The 13,643-nt window shown below is 70.0% G+C and carries 15 protein-coding genes, 1 tRNA gene and 1 other RNA gene; 10 read left to right on the top strand and 7 right to left on the bottom strand.

All coding sequences use genetic code 11. The annotated features are described in order from the left end of the window. Positions 1 to 458 precede the first annotated feature (458 nt). Complete coding sequence (locus ABZS58_RS09785) at positions 459 to 701, top strand: hypothetical protein (RefSeq protein ID WP_354779514.1); 243 nt, start codon at positions 459 to 461, stop codon at positions 699 to 701. A 32-nt stretch (positions 702 to 733) separates the two neighbouring features. On the opposite strand, the gene recR is transcribed toward ABZS58_RS09785, so the two are convergent. The 4 genes from recR to ffs all read right to left on the bottom strand — a co-directional run bounded on the left by recR (position 734) and on the right by ffs (position 5,267). After that, a complete protein-coding gene (gene recR, locus ABZS58_RS09780; protein WP_354779512.1) occupies positions 734 to 1,327 on the bottom strand; it encodes a recombination mediator RecR in 594 nt (197 codons plus the stop codon). A gap of 9 nt (positions 1,328 to 1,336) precedes the next feature. Next, positions 1,337 to 1,657: a YbaB/EbfC family nucleoid-associated protein gene (locus tag ABZS58_RS09775; protein WP_354779707.1), complete on the bottom strand. Its 321-nt coding sequence runs from the start codon at positions 1,655 to 1,657 to the stop codon at positions 1,337 to 1,339. 349 nt (positions 1,658 to 2,006) lie between these two features. After that, positions 2,007 to 5,072, bottom strand: coding sequence for a DNA polymerase III subunit gamma and tau (locus tag ABZS58_RS09770; RefSeq protein WP_354779705.1), 3,066 nt, complete (start codon positions 5,070 to 5,072; stop codon positions 2,007 to 2,009). A 101-nt stretch (positions 5,073 to 5,173) separates the two neighbouring features. Then, positions 5,174 to 5,267, bottom strand: an RNA gene (gene ffs / locus ABZS58_RS09765) — signal recognition particle sRNA small type. A gap of 55 nt (positions 5,268 to 5,322) precedes the next feature. On the opposite strand from ffs, the gene ABZS58_RS09760 reads away from it, so the two are divergent. From ABZS58_RS09760 to ABZS58_RS09735, 6 genes are all read left to right on the top strand, one after another. Then, positions 5,323 to 5,410: transfer RNA gene (locus ABZS58_RS09760), tRNA-Ser, on the top strand. A 609-nt stretch (positions 5,411 to 6,019) separates the two neighbouring features. Continuing rightward, the gene (locus tag ABZS58_RS09755) at positions 6,020 to 6,292 is read left to right on the top strand and encodes a DUF6232 family protein (RefSeq protein ID WP_354779510.1); all 273 of its coding nucleotides are present in this window, start codon (positions 6,020 to 6,022) and stop codon (positions 6,290 to 6,292) included. A gap of 294 nt (positions 6,293 to 6,586) precedes the next feature. Beyond that, the gene (locus ABZS58_RS09750) at positions 6,587 to 7,510 is read left to right on the top strand and encodes a helix-turn-helix transcriptional regulator (protein ID WP_354779508.1); all 924 of its coding nucleotides are present in this window, start codon (positions 6,587 to 6,589) and stop codon (positions 7,508 to 7,510) included. Between the two features lie 33 nt (positions 7,511 to 7,543). Next, positions 7,544 to 7,777: a DUF397 domain-containing protein gene (locus ABZS58_RS09745; RefSeq protein ID WP_354779506.1), complete on the top strand. Its 234-nt coding sequence runs from the start codon at positions 7,544 to 7,546 to the stop codon at positions 7,775 to 7,777. 115 nt (positions 7,778 to 7,892) lie between these two features. Then, entirely contained in the window at positions 7,893 to 8,825 is a 933-nt protein-coding gene (locus ABZS58_RS09740) for a helix-turn-helix transcriptional regulator (RefSeq protein WP_354779504.1), read from the top strand. A gap of 37 nt (positions 8,826 to 8,862) precedes the next feature. After that, on the top strand, positions 8,863 to 9,063 hold the full coding sequence (locus ABZS58_RS09735) for a DUF397 domain-containing protein (protein WP_354779503.1): 201 nt from the start codon (positions 8,863 to 8,865) through the stop codon (positions 9,061 to 9,063). A 45-nt stretch (positions 9,064 to 9,108) separates the two neighbouring features. On the opposite strand, the gene ABZS58_RS09730 is transcribed toward ABZS58_RS09735, so the two are convergent. The 3 genes from ABZS58_RS09730 to ABZS58_RS09720 all read right to left on the bottom strand — a co-directional run bounded on the left by ABZS58_RS09730 (position 9,109) and on the right by ABZS58_RS09720 (position 11,297). Continuing rightward, positions 9,109 to 9,306: a DUF397 domain-containing protein gene (locus ABZS58_RS09730; protein ID WP_354779501.1), complete on the bottom strand. Its 198-nt coding sequence runs from the start codon at positions 9,304 to 9,306 to the stop codon at positions 9,109 to 9,111. 187 nt (positions 9,307 to 9,493) lie between these two features. After that, positions 9,494 to 9,973: a DUF6232 family protein gene (locus tag ABZS58_RS09725; RefSeq protein WP_354779499.1), complete on the bottom strand. Its 480-nt coding sequence runs from the start codon at positions 9,971 to 9,973 to the stop codon at positions 9,494 to 9,496. Between the two features lie 316 nt (positions 9,974 to 10,289). Further along, positions 10,290 to 11,297 carry a prephenate dehydrogenase/arogenate dehydrogenase family protein gene (locus ABZS58_RS09720; RefSeq protein WP_354779497.1) on the bottom strand — a complete coding sequence of 336 codons (1,008 nt, stop codon included), beginning with the start codon at positions 11,295 to 11,297 and terminating at the stop codon, positions 10,290 to 10,292. Between the two features lie 114 nt (positions 11,298 to 11,411). Between ABZS58_RS09720 and ABZS58_RS09715 the strand changes: the two genes are divergently transcribed. The 3 genes from ABZS58_RS09715 to ABZS58_RS09705 all read left to right on the top strand — a co-directional run bounded on the left by ABZS58_RS09715 (position 11,412) and on the right by ABZS58_RS09705 (position 13,619). Then, positions 11,412 to 12,569, top strand: coding sequence for a hypothetical protein (locus tag ABZS58_RS09715; RefSeq protein ID WP_354779495.1), 1,158 nt, complete (start codon positions 11,412 to 11,414; stop codon positions 12,567 to 12,569). Positions 12,570 to 12,656: 87 nt separating this feature from the next. Next, positions 12,657 to 13,355 (top strand): hypothetical protein, encoded by a 699-nt coding sequence (locus tag ABZS58_RS09710; RefSeq protein ID WP_354779493.1) that lies wholly within the window; start codon positions 12,657 to 12,659, stop codon positions 13,353 to 13,355. A gap of 96 nt (positions 13,356 to 13,451) precedes the next feature. Then, positions 13,452 to 13,619 carry a hypothetical protein gene (locus ABZS58_RS09705; RefSeq protein WP_354779491.1) on the top strand — a complete coding sequence of 56 codons (168 nt, stop codon included), beginning with the start codon at positions 13,452 to 13,454 and terminating at the stop codon, positions 13,617 to 13,619. The last annotated feature ends 24 nt before the right edge of the window (positions 13,620 to 13,643 follow it).

Below are 13,643 nucleotides of genomic sequence, written 5' to 3'. Positions count from 1 at the left end.
TACTCGTCTTCTCGTGCGACTGAAGGGCGGCCGAAATGGCAGACGCGGCACCGGGGCCAGGAGCGGCACCGGCTACAACGGAGGCATCGGCCGCCCCCGCATCAGCTCCTCCGGCCGCCCCGGCGCCGGCATCACCTCCGGTTGCGGCCGCCGCTGATGTACCGGCTGCCTCGGCGCCTCCCACTCCAGCAGCCGCGGCTCCGTCTGCGGCTGCGGCTCCTCCGGCGGCTGCGGCTGCTTCTGCGGCGCCCGCTGATCCTGCTGCCGGGCCTGCGGCTGCCGGCGCTACCGGCGCTGCCGGGGCCGCTGGTGCTTCCGGTGCTGCTGATGCTGCCGGGGCTTCCGGAGCTCCGGCCGACGCCGCTCCGGCCGACGCCGCTCCGGCCGGCAAGGCTTCCGATGGCGGTGCTCCGGCCGGCGACGCTCCGGCCCCGGCGCCCGGCGGATCGGCGGCGCCGTTGACGACGGACATCATGGCGGGACCCGGCGGGGTGATGACCGACGAGGTCGGCGTCGTCACCGGCGAGCTGACCCTGCGGTCCGAGGTCGACGCCACCGGCGCCGCCCTCGTGCGGGTGCAGTACAAGGACGCCGAGGAGTGGTACGTGGTGACCGGCACCAAGACCCACCTCGGCAACCCCGCCGACATCGCCGCCGTCCACGCCGTGGCGGTCGGCATCCTGAACCGCCCCGAGGGCTGAACCGCCCGGCGTCTCCTGACCGCCGGGCGCTCTCAGACCGCCCTGCGGCCCTCGAACGCGCGGCCGAGCGTGATCTCGTCCGCGTATTCGAGGTCGCCGCCGACCGGCAGCCCGCTGGCGAGCCGGGTCACGTTGAGCCCCATCGGTTTGACCAGCAGCGCCAGATACGTCGCGGTCGCCTCGCCCTCGGTGTTGGGGTCGGTCGCGAGGATCAGCTCCTTACAGGTGCCGTCGGCCAGCCGCATCATCAGCTCCCGGACCTTCAGGTTGTCCGGCCCCACGCCCTCGAGCGGGTTGATCGCCCCGCCGAGCACGTGATACCTGCCCCGGAACTCACCCGTCCGCTCGATCGCCACGACGTCCTTTGGCTCCTCGACGACGCAGAACACCTCGTCGCTGCGGCGCGGGTCGCGGCAGATCCGGCACAGATCCGACTCCGCCACGTTGAAGCAGCGCGTGCAGAACCGCACGAGCTCCTTCACCCGCGTCAGCGCCTGGGCGAGCCGCTTCACGTCCGCCGGGTCGGACGACAGCACGTGAAACGCGATCCGCTGCGCGCTCTTCGGACCGACCCCGGGCAGCCTGCCCAGCTCGTCGATCAGGTCCTGGATGGCACCTTCGTACATCTGCGGCGGTTAGAATCCGGGCAGCCCGAGGCCGCCGCCCAACCCACCGAGGCCCGCGGTCAGCGGTCCCATCTTCTCCTCCGTCAGGTCCTTCGCGGCCTGCGCGGCGTTGTGCAGCGCCGCCACCACCAGGTCCTCGAGGGTCTCCACGTCATCCGGGTCGACCACCTTCGGGTCGATCTTGATGCTGACGACCTCACCCGACCCACGCACGACGGCCGTGACGAGACCACCGCCGGCCGTGCCGGTCAGCTCGGTCTCGGCCAGCTCGGCCTGCGCGGCGACCATCTGCTGCTGCATCTTCTGCGCCTGCTTCATCATCTGCTGCAGGTTGGGCTGTCCACCGGGGCGCACGATCTGCTCCTCTTCGATATTCGGTCAATGCTCAGCTGGTCTTACCCTGGCTCGTGTAGCTGGTATACCTCAGCCGGCGGCCGGTCTCGCCACCGCCACACCCCGGCAACCGCGAACCTGCCCCCACACCGCGAACCTGCCCCACATCGCGAACCTGTCGCGCCGCGAACATGCCCCCGTGCCGCAAGGCCGTCGCGCCGCGACCCGTCCGGTCCTGACCTGGGTCCTGCCGGTCGCGGCCGGATCGCGGGCGGCCTCTGGTCGCAGGTCAAGCCCGCTGAAATCAGCTCGTGCCCCGTTGCCCTCAGCTCGCGGTCTGTTGGTCTCAGCTCGTGGTCTCGCCGATCTTCTCCGCTCCGAGTGCCTCGCTGAGCAGCCGCAACGCGGCCTCTTCGCTGGACTCCCGGACCGAGTTGGCATCGTCGAGAAGCTCATCCCCCGGGTCCAACCCCGGAAACCGCAGATCGGCGACGGGCCGGTCATACTCCGGGTCATACGGCGGCTCGTCCGCCCCCGCACCCTCCCACGCCGACTCGACCACCGGCGCGGCGGCGGCCGTCCCCCGGCGAGGAGCGTTCGCCGCTCTGCTCGCCGCTTCCCGGGCCTGCTCGATCGCACTGCGCGGCCGGGCCCCGTTCTGCGGTTTGGCTCCGCCGGCCTGCCGACCGCCCTGCGTGCGCGCACCGTTGGAGCCGTGCGCCGCGGCCGCGTTGGACGGGCCACCGCCCGGCGCCCCCTGGGTGCCGGCGCCTTGCGCGTCGCCACCGTGGCCTTGCCCGCCGGCACCGCTGAATGCCTGCCTGTCCCCCGGCCTGGTCGCGACCTGCGTCTGCCCGCCCGCCGCCGAACCCCCGGGCGTGGCCGTGACGGGCCACTCGCTCACCTGGGTGCCACCCGCTTGCGTCTGATCGCCGGCCAGGCCGCGCGGGTCCGCCAAGGTCCCACCGGACGGCGTCCGGATCACCCCGCCGGGCACCGCGGGCGTCGGCCAGCCGTCGGACTGCCCCGCCCCACCGCCCGGGACCGCCGGCGTCGGCCACCCGCCGCCGTCCTGCCCACCGCCCGAATGTCCGCCTGAATGCCCACCACCCCGCGCACCACCGCCCGGCAAGCCACCGCTTGGCGACCCGCTGTTGGGCTGTCCGGCATCCGAGTGCCCGTCGCGCGGAAGTCCGTCGCGGGACCGGTCACCGCCCGGCTGGGAAGGCGGGTGGGCGGCCTGCGCGGCATGGGCTTGCGGAGTCCCGGTCGAGGCCTGAGCCGGCTGGAAACCTCCGGGCACGGCCGCCGGAGTGGGCCAGCCGTCACCTGCGCCCGCCGACCCACCTACGCCTGCGCCCGCCGGACGACCCGCACCCGCTGGACCGCCTGTGCCCGCCGGACCGCCTGCGGCCGCCGATCCGATGGCGCCCGCCGGGCCGGGGGGCTGGGACGACGCGGCGCTCATGGCCGCCGCGCGGGCGTCCACGGGCACGGGGTCGCCTGCGGGGCGGGCCGGAGTGGGCCAGCTCTCGGCAGACTGCTGGGGCACCGCGGGGCCGACGCGAAGACCGCCGTCACCGGGGCCGGGAGCCGGGGCGGACCCACCGCCGGGGCCGGACGGTGCCGGGCGGGGTGGGCTCGGGCGGCTGCCGCCCCCACCTCCACCGCCGGGCTGGCCGCCGACCTCGCATCTGACCTGCCACTTGCCGCCGAGCAGCTCGCTCAGGGCGGCGATCAGCACGTCGGGTGAGGCATTGAGCATGTTGGCGTGCGCGGTGTGCTTGAAGCCGAGGACGAGCGTGGTGCCCTCGACGTCCTGCACGGTCGCCTCGCGGACGATCGCCGCAGCCTTCTTCGACTTGCCGCTCACCAGGGACAGCACATCGGTCCACACCCGGCGGACCGCGACGGCGTCGAGCGCCCCGACGCCCTGCGCCGGCGGCGCCGTGACCGGAGGCGCGGGAGCGGCAGCAGGAGGAGGCGAAACGGGCCGGTCCTGCTCCACCGGCTCGGGGGGCGGCTCGGCCGCATACCCCTGCTGCTCCTGCACGGGAGGCTGAGCAACGTGCGCGGAGGGCTGCCCGGCCTGGCCACCGTCGACCTGGTCGCCGGCAGAGGCCGGAACGCCGGAAGCCTGAACAGCAGCGGGCTGAACGGCAGCGGGCTGAGCGGCAAGGGGCTGAGCGGCAGGGGGCTGAGCGGCAGGGGCGGCACCGAGGCCGACCGCCGGGGCGGGAATGGGACCACCCGCGAGCAGGCGCCGCTCCATGCGCTCAAGACGCTGCAGCAACGCGTTGCCGGCGTCGTCGGCACCGGGGAGCAGCATGCGGGCGGTGATCAGCTCCAGCAGCAGCCGCGGCGCGGTGGTGCCGCGCATCTCGGTCAGGCCGTCGTGGACGATGTCGGCGAAGCGGGACAGCGTCGCCTGCCCGAGGTGGACCGCCTGAGCGCCCATCCGCTCCAGCTGGTCGTGCGGCGCATCGAGCAGCCCCTTGGCGACGGCGTCGGGCACCTGCTGCAGGATGATCAGGTCGCGGAGCCGCTCCAGCAGGTCGGAGGCGAAGCGCCGCGGGTCGTGGCCGGCCTCGACGACCCGGTCGATGACGCCATAGGCGCCACGGCCGTCGTCGGCGGCCAGGGAGTCGCACATCTCGTCGATGAGCGCGACGTCGGTGACGCCGAGCAGGGCGACGGCCCGCTGATAGGTGACACCGTCGGGGCCCGCGCCGGAGATCAGCTGGTCGAGGACCGACAGCGAGTCACGGGCGCTGCCCGCGCCGGCGCGGACGACCAGCGGGAACACCGCCGGCTCGACCTTGACGCCCTCGGACGTGGTCAGCTGCTCCAGATAGGGTCGCAGCACGCCGGGCGGGATCAGCCGGAACGGATAGTGGTGGGTGCGGGACTTGATCGTCCCGAGGACCTTCTCGGGCTCCGTGGTCGCGAAGACGAACTTCACGTATTCCGGCGGCTCCTCGACAAGCTTGAGCAGCGCGTTGAAGCCCGCCGAGGAGACCATGTGGGCCTCGTCGATGACATAGACCTTGAAGCGGCTGGAGACGGGCGCGAAGAACGCCCGCTCCCGTAGGTCGCGCGCGTCGTCGACGCCACCGTGGCTGGCGGCGTCGATCTCGATCACGTCGATGGAGCCGGAGCCGTCGGGCGCGAGGGCGCGGCACGAGTCGCACTCGCCGCAGGGGTCGGGCGTCGGGCCCTTCTCACAGTTGAGCGAGCGGGCGAGGATGCGGGCGCTGCTCGTCTTGCCGCAGCCGCGGGGGCCCGAGAAGAGATAGGCATGGTTGAGCCGTCCCGAGCGCAGCGCCTGTGACAGCGGCTCTGTGACGTGCTCCTGCCCGATCACCTCGGCGAACGTGCGAGGACGGTACTTGCGGTACAGCGCGAGCGCCACCAGCGGTCCCTCCGTTCGCGTCATCGGCTCGGTGCAGCGGGACCACGGTACCTCCAGGCACCGACAAAACCCGCCCAGCGACCCGACCGGGGTCCGGACATGAAGGCGCCACCCGTGCACCCGTCAGAGCTCACTTATCCTTGCTGCCTTCCGGCCCTGGGGAGGTTCGTAAGATGACGCCGCACGAGTGGCTTGAGGAACACAATACCCCGTGGCGCGGAGCCCATGAGGCATGGGTATCCTGGCGCACGGAGGATTCGCCTAGAGGCCTAGGGCGCACGCTTGGAAAGCGTGTTGGGATAAAACCCTCACGAGTTCGAATCTCGTATCCTCCGCCAGCCTGACCAGGCAGAACGCCGGGAAGCCCGCCAGGGCCGCCCGGCGTTTCGGTTTCCTGGGAGAGTCTCGCCGGGAGCGCCAGGAGTCCAGCCCGCCCAGGTCCGCGAGGGTGAAGCGCAGGCCCGACGCGGCGACCGGGGTCACCGTGCCGCCGTCGTCCAGGATGTACTGGCGTCGTCGCACACCTCGACGAACACCAGATAGTGACCGTTCGGCTGCAGACTGATGCCGCCCCGGCCTCGATGCGCCCCGTGCCGCGGTCACGGCCACCGCCCCGCTCGATCTCCAGCCGCACCGGGGGCTGCCCCTTGCGCGTCCGCGCGACAGCGGCTGTGAACACGGCGTGGACCACGGAGGCCCCTGACGGTTCCCGATATTGCCTCAATCTGCTATATAGCTGATTGCGGCCTGGCGCGTGGTGACACCGCATGCGACGATGTGGTTGGCCAACCGGCTCTGGAAGCGCTGAAACACAACAGCACCCGGCGGCCACCGAGTGCTGTTTGTGATCGCTTCCACCTCTACGACTACGCGGAGGGTCAGCGGTGATACCCACAGCAATCCTTGCGCATCCTGCACCCCTCCGCAAGACCGAGAGGGGAAAGGAGATGCGCACCTACTATCGGAGTCCGGACATTATGGTCACCAGTGACCATGTTGTGGTTCTCCGGCCGAGACCGGTCAACTTCCGGATCACCGAACTCAAGGACGCCTACATCGTCCGGCACGGTTCGGCCCCGATCCGCCCGCAGTTGGAGATCAGAGCGCGGTATCGGTCGAGCGACGTCCGACTTTTCATCACGACCGACTCGAGGACCTTCGGACAGGTCCGCCGGGCACTCATCCGCGCCCTTGAGCAGTGCAAAGCCGCACGTAGTTAGGCCCCAAACGACCGCGCGCGAGAGTTTCCTCGCGCGCGGTTGCCTTGCAGTTCATCAATATGATGCGGAAATGCAACTTGCAATATCGCACCCAGCCGAGTAGCAGGTCGTTACCATCCCGTGGGCGACAATCCACTCGCCCGGCAATGGACCCCTGTCCTCCCTACACACCGGGGCATGGTCCGGGACATTGCGGGCAACAGCTTTTGGCGATACCAACCCTCCACCGAGGGTTCGCGCGTAGGCTCGGAAAGTGGCTCGCCACCTGCAACGTCGCTGGTGGCGATACGTCCCATGGAGGGGCTGGACGTCATGGCATCGGGTGACACTCCCGCCGTGGCCCGGCGCACGGTTCGCCTGGCGATCCGTGACGCGCGGATGGCCCGTGGGCTCACCCAAGGCCAGGTGGCCGAGGAAATGGAATGGTCGCTTTCGAAGGTGATGCGCATCGAAAGCGGCGAGGTCACGATCTCACAGAATGACCTGAGGCCCTTGCTCGCCTATTTGGGCGTCCGGGACAAGACAAAGGTCGAGGGCCTCGTCCAGGCCGCGAAGGCATCCAAGCAGCGTCGTCAATGGTGGGACCAGGCGCGCTTCGCCGGTCTTGTGACGCCCGCGATGAAACAATGGTTCAGTTTCGAGGTCGAGGCCACCTCGATGCGAATCTTCTGCAATGGTTTCTTCCCCGGCTTCCTGCAGACCGAGGAATACGCCCGTGGCGTGCTCACCGCCTACGAGGACGAGCTCAGTCCCGTCGAGATCGCGGTCAGGGTCGAGACCCGCGCACTGCGACGGCAGGCGATCGCACAGCGCCGGGTCCGCCCCGAGGCCGAGGTCCTGCTGGACGAGTCCGTGCTCCTGCGCACGCTCGGCCACCCCGGCCTGCTGGGCCGGCAGCTCACCGAGCTGCTCGGCGCCATCAAAGAAGGATGGGTCATCGCGCGGATCGCGCCGTTCACCCTGCCCCCCGCGGGCAGCAGCAACTGGGAGATCTTCTACCTGGGTGCGGAGGACCTCGAGCATGCCGTGCTCTACCGCGAGAACTCGACCAAGGACGAGATCATCGACGACGAGGCGGCGCTCACCCGGCACCTCAGGCAATGGAACAAGATGTGGCACGCCTCATTCGACGAGAGCACCTCGAATGAGATGATCGCAACTCGCATCGGCGAGCTGCTGAATTCCAATGAGCCGACGGGTGTCCACCCGGAGGAATAGGGCGCACCCCGCGGGTCGGGGTGGGCCTTTTCTGTGTCCTGGCAAGTATCTGGAAGGAACGAAGTGCCACATTCCGCAGCGCCGCTCGTCTGGCGCAAGAGCAAGGCGTGCGCCAGCAACGCATGCGTTGAAGTTGCCGAGCAGGCGAACGAGTTCTTCGTTCGCGACTCGAAGAGCCCGATGGACTCGGCCGTGCTGAGTTTCGATCGTGCTGCCTGGGCCGGGTTCATCTCCGGTCTGAGGACCGGTTCACTGGAGCCGAGCTGAAGTAAAGACGACGTCAGGGCTGAGTGTAAAGATGGTCAGCAGCCATTCGCCCTTACACTCAGCCCGTGGTTCCTCCCGTTCAAGGTTTTCCGATCCTCCGGAAGGACTGAACGACATGTCCCTGCGTGAGACCCCGGCCGTAGCCCGCCGCACCGTTCGCCTCGCGATCCGAGATGCGCGAACGGCCCGGGGTTTCACGCAGGACCAGGTCGCCGAAGCGATGGAGTGGTCGCGCTCCAAAGTCATGCGCATCGAGAGCGGCGAGCACGTCGCATCGCGGCGCGACCTTGTCCCGCTGCTCGCCCACCTCGGCATCGACGACGAGTCCCGGGTCGAGGGCCTCGTCCGGGCGGCCAAGGCGGCCCGGCGCCAGGGCCCGCAATGGTGGGACGAGCAGCGATTCGGTGACCTGCTCACCCCGGCGATGAAGCAATGGTTCACGTACGAGGCCGAGGCGACCTCGATCCTCGCGTTCAACGCCGACCATTTCCCCGGCTTCCTCCAGACGGCGCAGACGGCCGGCCCCGTCCTGGACTCCTTCGCCGACGACCTGCCGGTCGAGCAACGCACGGCCCGCCTCGAAGCGAGATCGCTGCGACGGCAGGCTCTCGTGGACCGCCGGGCGCCCCTCACGATGCGGGTCCTGCTCGACGAGTCACTGCTGCACCGCACGCTCGGACGGCCCGGCGCCCTGCAACAGCAGGCCCGGGCGGTCCTCGACGCCGTCCTGCAGGGCTGGGCCACGGTGCGGATCGCGCCGTTCACCCAGCCGTCCGCCGGCACCGGCAACTTCGACATCGCCCTGCTGGGTGGCGACGGGACCGGCGACGACGCCGCCCATGCGGTGCTCTACCGCGAGCGCGGCACGACCGACGAGGTCGTCGACGATCCGGCGACCCTCGACCGGTATCTCACGGTCTGGCGCAGGATGTGGGACCACGCGCTCGACGAGTCCCGGTCCACGGCGATGCTCTCGGCCCGCGCCGGGCAGATCGCCGGATCAAGAGCTCCCACGAGGAAGAGAACTCGCGGGAAGAACGCGCCTTAGCCCAGGCGCAAATCCTCTGTAAGGAGGGGCCAAACAAATGCAGGAAGTACAGGCGCCACTAATGTGGCGCAGGAGCACTGCGTGCCTCAACGGTGCTTGTGTCGAGGTGGCCGATGGCCCCGATGCAATCTTCGTGCGCGATTCGAAGGTTGCCGCGGGGCCATTCCTCGAATTCCACCGGGCAGACTGGGCCACTTTCATCGGCGAAGTCGTGGACGGCAGAATGCAGCAGCTCTGACATAAAGTCCGGTTGAGCGCGGCGCCCCTGGTCGCGCTCAACCAGCTACGAATCGAGCTCCGCGCGACGGAGCGCCGCGATGAACGCGGACCACTCTTCCGGCCCGAAGGCCAGTCGCTGTCCATCAGGGTTCTTCGAGTCGCGCACCAGAATGCCGGTCTCGCTCCACGCAACCTCGACGCAGGCATTCGTAGCGCAGGCCCGGCTCTTTCGCCAGATCAACTCGTGCCGGCCGTCCATCATGTGGCCCTCCTCACCTTGGACCTGGCATCCAGGATACGGACCGGCCTCGATGGCGCCACCCGGATTTTCTCGATCTGGACACTTTGGCATATGTGAATGCCTCATTCATGTGCATACCGGGGTGAAAGGCAACAGTTGTGCCGCCTGCGGAATGCAAATCGCAGGCGGCACAACTGTCTTCAGGTCGCTAGAGGACCTGGTTGAGCCTCCGGAACGCCTCGTCATAGCCGGCCAGGTCGCGCCGGTCCATGCTGCGTGAGCGGGCCTCGAACGCGCGCATGAGCGCCCGTCTGACCTGGCCGAACACCAGCATGTCCGAGGAGGTGAACAATGTGACCCGCACGCCCAGGTGGTGGCCCACCAGATGCAGTGTGCGGGGTGTGAACGCGCGTGCCGTCGAGCCGACCATCGGCGGCGCGGCGACCGCGGCGAAAGCGAAGAAGAACTCCCCCACCGAGTCGATCACCGGCCACGCGACGAGCACGCCGAGCACGGCCAGAACTCCGAGCACCATGAGAACGATCCGGGCCGGGTGAATCGAACCGCGGACGACGTGCACCCCCTGCACCTCGTCCAGCACGTAGACCTGGGGCTCCGGCGACCACAGGGCGAAGATCTCCTCAGTGATCATCAGGTCGGTACTTCGGTAATACACCGTCGTTGACATTGCTCCCCCTCCATCTCGGGCAAGTCATCGCGGTCGTCCGTGCTGCGAAGTGCTTCTAGCGGGTCCCCATCCGCGAGCGAACCACCGTCGCAGTCAGAGTCGGTCGTCGATCCACATCCGGCCCCCACCGGATGCTTGAGCGGTTGAGACTCTGGCCGTCCATCCGCCTCACCAGTATGGATGAGGTGCCTCACAGATCGCCAGACTTCAACCTGCCGTATCGCAGATTGACGTACAACGGATGGCCGTCAAGCAACCAGCTGGGCACGGACGGTGACAAAGGGGTGGCCACGCGGGCGACCCCGATAGAGCAATGCTAGAACGCGGGGCGGACGGCCCGGACGGTCTTGCCGTCATTCGCGACCGATTCGACCCAGCCGCCGACCCGCCCGAGACGCAACAGGACGTCGGCCCGGGCGGGCAGGTCGGCGGTCTCGCCCGGGGTGGGGGGCCACGCCTGACGGACCGTGTGGCCGGGCGTCAGCCATGGCACCAGCGTCGTGATCGGGTCGGCGCCGTCCAGTGCGGCGCGCGCGGCCGCGAGGTCGGCGAGGACCGCGTCCAGCGCGTCGAGGACCGCCTCGGCGTTGCCGCCGCACATGGCCGCGGTCAGCTCGGGGCGGGCGGCGGCGACCCTGGTGCCGTCGCGGAACGAGCCGGCACCGAGCGTCCCCGCCAGGGGGTCGGTCGTGATGCGCGCGGCGACCGCGGCGGCGACCAGGTGCGGTACGTGCGAAATGGTGGCGACCGCCTGGTCGTGCTCCTCGGCCGTGGCCGGGACGACGCGCGCGCCGAGGCCGGTGATGAGCGCCGCGAGCTCGATCCAGTCGCGCAGCCCGGCCCCGTCCTCCTCGAGGCACAGCACCCAGGCGCAGCCGTCGAAGAGGCGCGGGTCGGCGGCCGTGAAGCCGGACGTCTCGCGGCCCGCCATCGGGTGGCCGCCGATGAACGTGGCGAGGGACTGGCCGCCGGTGCGGAGCCGGTCGAGCGCGAGGTCCCGGACCGGCCCCTTGACGGAGGTCACGTCGGTGACGACGCCGACGTACGACTGGGAGGCCAGTTCGTCGAAGACCCCGCCGACGGCCGGCAGCGGGACGGCGACGACGGCGAGATCGGCGTCGCGGACCGCGTCGGCAACGGTGGCGGTGACGTGCCAGCGGGCGTTGGCGGGCGCCTGGGCGGCGGCGGTGCGGGCGGTCGCCCTGGTGGCGGGATCGGCGTCGTAGCCGCTGACGTGATGCCCGCGCGCCGCGAGCGCACGTAGGACCGATCCGCCGATCAGTCCGAGTCCGATCACCGCCACGTTCAACGTCGCATCACGCACTGCGGAACTCTCGCACACCACCCGATCACCCGTTCGGCTCGGGACGGCCGCCGAACGCCTTAAGCGTGCCTATTCGCACCTGTTTGAGCGATTACAACCAGTTAGCGTGTTTGCATGCGACTTTTCCGGCAAATAGTGAGAACCGCGCTCGTCGCGGCGGCCGCCACGGCGGTGTGCGGGCTCTTCGGCGGTGCCCAGGCGGGTGCCGCGGTCGTCGAGAAGACGCCGCTCATGTCACCGTCGTTCGACGGCACCGTCTGGGCCGTGGCCTACTCCTCCGACGGCGGGACCGTCTACGTCGGTGGATCGTTCAGCAAGGCCGTCGTGAATGGCAAGAGCGTCACGCGGAGCCGGCTCGCGGCGATCAACACGCGCACCGGCGCACTGCTCGACTGGGCCCCCGTCGCCGACAACACGGTGCGCGCCCTGACGGTCGACGGTAACTCTGTGTATGCGGCTGGTGACTTTTCGAAGATCGCCGGGGTCAAGCGGGACTCGCTCGCGGCCATCGACGCGACCACCGGTGCCGTCGGCCCATTCAGTCACACGGTGTCCGGCACCCCGGTGACCCTCGGGGTCGGCAGCGGGAGGCTGTACATCGGCGGCAAATTCAGCACGATCGACAACGCGAAACGGGCCAACCTCGCGGCATTCACCCTCGCGACGGGCGAACTCGACGCGGGGTGGGCACCGACCACCGACGACAAGGTGGAGGCGCTCGCCGTGACGAGCAGCCGGGTGTACCTCGGCGGCTCCTTCCACAAGACCAACGGGGTCAGCAACGCGTTGCGGCTCACCGCGGTCGACCCGGTCGACGGCAAGCTCGACAAGAACTTCCTGCCGCGGCCGTCGGCCATCGTCCTGGCGGTGGCCGTGGACGACGACGGGATCTACATCGGCATGGGTGGGCAGGGCGGACGTGCGGTCGCCTACTCCACTTCCGGCAAGGTCAGGTGGACCCGGGTCTTCGACGGGGACGTCCAGGCGGTCGCGGTGCTCGACGGCGTCGCGTATGTCGGCGGCCACTACGACAAGGCGTGCACGACGAGCAACAACGGCTCGCAGGGCGCCTGCACCGACGGGTCGGTGTCGCGGATCAAGCTCGCGGCGATCGACGAGCGCGGCAAGCTGCTGGACTGGGCACCCCAGGGCAACGGCGTCGCCGGGGTGCGCGCCATGACCGCCCACCGGTCGCGCGATCAGGTGGTCGCCGGTGGTGAGTTCACCACCATCGGCGGGGTGACGCAGAAGCGGATCGCGTTGTTCAGCTAGTCCTTCGTCTCGTCCTTCGTTTCCTTCGGTAGGTCGCGTGGCGCAGCCCGGTCGTCCCTGTGGGGCGGCCGGGCTAAGCTCTTTTTCGTGGCAGTGAACGAGTCGCCGTGGAGCTCGCCGGACGCTTCGCGCCCCGCGGGACCGGCACCGGCGTTGCCCAGCCCCGCGCATCCCGTGCCGCCGCCGCCGAACGGCGCGGCGGAAATGGCCCCGTCCAGCGGTGCTCCGGTCAACAGAGCTCCGTCCAGCGGCGCTCCGTCCAGCGGCGCTCCGTCCAGCGGCGCTCCGTCCAGCGGCGCTCCGTCCAGCGGCGTGTTGGTCAACGGCGCTCTGGTCAATGCTGGGCGGCCGGCCTGGCCCGGTGCCAGCGGGCCGCCAGTCGTCGGCCCGCCGCCGCGGCTGAGCGCCACCCGTCCGCTCACCCCCGCCGCTTCGTACGGTGCCTGGCAGGGCGTCATGCGGCCGCCGCCGTTCGTGGTCACGCAGGGCCCGCCGCGGCCCGTCTATCGCGAGCCGCTGCCGGTGCGCAGCCAGATGGTCACCGCCGGCGCCGCCGCGGGAGCCGCCTGGATGCTGCTGTTCGGGCTGCTCGCCACGGGCGCCCGCGGGTATATCTGGCTCACCATCATCGCCGGGGTCCTCGCATGGGCCGCGTCGTTCGTCCTTGCGAGGTTCGGCGACCGTGGTGTCGCGGTGGGTGTCGCGCTCTCCAGTGGCATCGCCGTCGCGATCGCCGGCATCCTCGTGGCGTACCGCCTGGCCGGCGGCGACTGGCTGCTGTGGTAGGACTTTTTTGCTGCGGCCGGTCACGTTCGGTAGCTGGCACGAGGACTTTGCCGTGTGGTCTTGACGTGGATTGCGGCGAGGATCACTCTCAGCAACATGGCTTTGAGGCTGCAGCGGCTCGATCCCGAGCGGCGTCGTCGGCGGCTCGCGCTGCTGGTCGAGCTCGCGGACGCGAAAGCGCTTCGCGAGCGGCTCCATCCGCGCCGCCTCCGCGCCGACCGGCTCCGCGAGCTCATCGCGACTCGCCGACGACTCGCCGACTAGCCCTGCGCCAACCTTCGTTCTGCT

This window comes from Dactylosporangium sp. NPDC005555 (assembly GCF_040605635.1).
Lineage (GTDB): Bacteria > Actinomycetota > Actinomycetes > Mycobacteriales > Micromonosporaceae > Dactylosporangium.
Note: the sequence above shows the minus strand (reverse complement) of the source record. Positions and strands in the feature narration are given on the sequence as shown.